This window comes from Nostocoides sp., assembly GCF_035343835.1.
GTDB classification, from domain to species: Bacteria; Actinomycetota; Actinomycetes; order Actinomycetales; family Dermatophilaceae; genus Nostocoides_A; species Nostocoides_A vanveenii.
The window spans coordinates 1-3,222 of sequence record NZ_DAOQZV010000219.1; the positions used below are offsets into that span (position 1 = coordinate 1).

The window sequence follows — 3,222 nt, forward strand, 5'->3', positions numbered from 1 at the left end:
CGCCAGGGCGTAGAGCTGCGCGCTGGTCATGGCGCCGGCCTTGTCGGCGCGCCGGCAGAAGCGGCGTCCAATGACGGACCGGCCGGCACGGCACCAGGCGACCCGCCCGGCGCGGCCTCGGTCGCCAACTGGCACTCGCTGCCGAGGGCATCGGTGACGTCGATCCGTCCGCGGGCGCGGAAGACGGCGAGGATGACCGCAAGGGCGACAACCACCTCGGCCGCCGCGATGGTGATGACGAAGAGCGTCAACACATTGCCGGCCGCCCAGGTGTCGCGGCCGGTCGCCCCGGCGGTGATGAGCAGCAGCCCGGCGCCGCCGAGCATCAACTCGATCCCGATCAGGACGAGCACGGCGTTGCGGCGGGCGAGCACGCCGTAGCTGCCGATGCCGATGAGGGCGGCGGCAACGGCATACGGCAGGGCGAGGTGGATCATCGGCGCGCCCTCCGGCCGACGGCGGCGACGGCGAACGCGGCGATCAGCGCGACCAGCAACAGCAGCGAGAGGGCCTCGAAGGGCCAGACCCAGGTCGCGAAGAGCTGCCCGGAGATCGCGGCGGTGTCGATGGGCGTGCGCTCGACGGCGTCATCCCCGGCGAGCGGGACGAGGACGGCGAGCAGCAAAGCGGTGACGCCGCCGGCGATCACGGCCGCGAGCACCCGGTGCAGCATCGAGGTCGCGTGGTCGGGGCTCGGGCCGATCGGGGCGCGGGTGAGCATGAGCGCGAAGATCACCAGCACGACGACCGCGCCGACATAGACGAGGATCTGCACGAGCGCGACGAGTTCGGCACCGAGGACGAGGTAGCAGCCTGCGAGGCCGCCGAGGGCCAGCACCAGCCACAGGGCCGCGTGGACAAGGTGCCGGGTGGTCACCGCCAGCAGGCCGGCGGCGATCGTCACCGCCCCGACCGCCGTGAAGGCGATGTCGAGACTGGTCACGCGCCACTCCTTGCGCGCACCGGACGCACCGGTCCGCGTTGGCTCGCGACCTCGGCGGGTTCGGCGGCCGCTGGGTCGAGCGCCGGGGGCGGCGGGACGGTCTCGACCCACGCGCCGAGCCGCTCCTTCTCGTGCAATAGGTCGCGGATGTCGAGCTCGGAGTATTCGAACTGCGGGCTCCAGAAGAGCGCATCGAAGGGGCAGACCTCCACGCAGATCCCGCAGTACATGCACAGCGAATAGTCGATGGCGAAGCGGTCGAGGACATTGCGCTGGCGCTCCCGCCCCCCGGGCGTGGCCGCCGGCACGGTCTCCTTGTGCGCGTCGATATAGATGCACCAGTCGGGGCATTCCCGTGCGCAAAGCATGCACGAGGTGCAGTTCTCGGCGAGCAGCGCGATCACCCCCCGGCTGCGCGGCGGCAACTCCGGCCGCACGTCGGGGTATTCGGCCGTGTGCGTATGCCGTGTCAGGGTGCGCGCGGTCGTGGCCAACCCCTTCACCAGCCCGGGCACGACGCCCTTCCGCTCGCTCACGGGCTCCAACCTAGCCCGGTCGGGACCGTCGAGCCGGAGCAGACCCGCCCGTGGCGCGCGGCTATTGGAGGTAGACCACGCCGACGGCGGTCAGGGCCAGTTGCAGGAGGGCCAGCGGGATCAGGCCGAGCCAGGCGAAGCGCTGCAATTGGTCCTCGCGCAGGCGCGGCCAGGAGACGCGCAACCAGATCATCACGATCGCGATGGCGAAGCCCTTGAGCAGGGTCCACAGCCAGCCGAGGGTGTCATCCAGCGGACCGCGCCACCCCCCCAGATAGAAGGTCGCGAAGAGCAGCGACATCACCACGATGCCCGCATATTCGCTGAGCAGGAAGAGCGCGAAGCGCAGGCCGGTGTATTCGGTGTAGGGGCCGAAGACGATCTCGCTGTCCGCGATGGGCATGTCGAAGGGGGGACGTTGCAACTCCGCGACCGCCGCTGCGAGGAAGACGAGTGCGCCCGGGAGTTGCCACAACAGCCAGATCGGCGTCCACGCCTCGACGATCCCGCCGAGCGACAAGGTGCCCGCCGCGAGCGCCACCGATGCCACGGCCAGGACCATCGGGAGTTCATAGGAGAGCAGCTGGGCGGCGGAGCGCATCGCCCCGATCAACGCGTACTTGTTGGCGCTCGCCCAGCCGGCCATCAACGTCCCGAGCACGCCGATCGACGTCGCAGCCATCACGTAGATCACGCCCGCGGGCACCTCGGCGATCGCGAAGCCGGGGTGGATGGGGATCGCCGCGAGGGCCAGCAGGTAGGGGACGAGGGCGACGCCGGGGGCGAGCTTGAAGACCCGTTTGTCGGCGGCCGCTGGAACGATGTCTTCTTTCTGGACGAACTTCACGCCGTCCGCGACCAACTGCGCCCACCCGTGATAGGCGCCCGCATACATCGGCCCGAGCCGGCCCTGCATGTGCGCCATCACCTTGTGCTCGGTCTGGCCGACGAGCAGCGGCAGCAGCAAGAGCGCGGCCAGGGCGGCGGCCGCACGGAGCACGATCTCCAGCACGCTCACCGCGGGCCCCACTCCGGATCGGGCACGCCGGGCGGCTGCATCTTGCGTCGGCCGGGCCCGCCGCCATGCGGCTGCCCGGGCTCCTTGGCGCCCGGCCAGTCCTTGCTGACCCGCGCGGCGAGCACGAAATCCTTGCGCAGCGGCGTGCCCTCGAAGCCGTCCGGCAACAGCAGGGGACGCAGCCCCAGTTCGCTGCCGTCGTCGAAGCCGGTGACGTCGATGCCGAACATCTCGTGCGTCTCACGCTCATGCCACGCGCAGCCGGCGAAGACAGCGGTCAGGCTCGGCAACGGCCTACCTGCGGGGAGGCGCGTGGTCAGCAACAGCCCACGCAGGGCGCCCGGCCGCCGAATGTCGAAGAGATGGCAGACGATGTCGAAGCCCGCCGGCTCCGCGTCGGTCTGATCGACCGCGGTCAGCCAGTCGAAGTAGGCATACCCCTCGGCCCGCGCCGCCGTCGCAGCGGCCACCCACTCCTCGGGGTCCACCACGCGCCGTTCGTCCGCCACGCCGGTCAGCCTAGCGAGGGGCTCCGCCTCACGACGGGACCCCGCGAAGCACCGCAGCGCGTCTGGGTCGTGCGCGCTGCCCCGACGACGCGTGCGGAGGTGGTACAACGCCACGGCGACGGCTGGCCGGAGGCAGCGAGGCCAGCCCGGCCTGGGCGACCGCGGTCGCGGCATACCCGTCCCACGCGCCCGCCCCGGTCGGTATGCCGTTCGCCA

General features: G+C 71.3%; 5 protein-coding genes. All 5 read right to left on the bottom strand.

What is annotated here, in order from left to right:
* Positions 1-26: 26 nt before the first annotated feature.
* The 5 genes from nuoK to PKH97_RS13265 all read right to left on the bottom strand — a co-directional run bounded on the left by nuoK (position 27) and on the right by PKH97_RS13265 (position 3,006).
* Complete coding sequence (nuoK, locus tag PKH97_RS13245; protein ID WP_324387981.1) at positions 27-437, bottom strand: NADH-quinone oxidoreductase subunit NuoK; 411 nt, start codon at positions 435-437, stop codon at positions 27-29.
* On the bottom strand, positions 434-943 hold the full coding sequence (locus PKH97_RS13250; protein ID WP_324387982.1) for an NADH-quinone oxidoreductase subunit J: 510 nt from the start codon (positions 941-943) through the stop codon (positions 434-436). Before PKH97_RS13250 ends, nuoK begins: the two co-directional genes overlap by 4 nt.
* Positions 940-1,479 (bottom strand): 4Fe-4S binding protein, encoded by a 540-nt coding sequence (locus PKH97_RS13255; RefSeq protein WP_324387983.1) that lies wholly within the window; start codon positions 1,477-1,479, stop codon positions 940-942. The genes PKH97_RS13250 and PKH97_RS13255 overlap by 4 nt, the downstream gene beginning before the upstream one ends.
* A gap of 61 nt (positions 1,480-1,540) precedes the next feature.
* Positions 1,541-2,497, bottom strand: a complete 957-nt coding sequence (nuoH, locus tag PKH97_RS13260; RefSeq protein ID WP_324387984.1) for an NADH-quinone oxidoreductase subunit NuoH — start codon at positions 2,495-2,497, stop codon at positions 1,541-1,543.
* Positions 2,494-3,006: an NADH-quinone oxidoreductase subunit C gene (locus PKH97_RS13265; protein ID WP_324387985.1), complete on the bottom strand. Its 513-nt coding sequence runs from the start codon at positions 3,004-3,006 to the stop codon at positions 2,494-2,496. The genes nuoH and PKH97_RS13265 overlap by 4 nt, the downstream gene beginning before the upstream one ends.
* Between the last annotated feature and the right edge of the window lie 216 nt (positions 3,007-3,222).

Coding starts and splice junctions, on each gene's coding strand:
- nuoK (WP_324387981.1), bottom strand. CDS start 437: ATGATCCACCTCGCCCTGCCGTATGCCGTTGCCGCCGCCCTCATCGGC.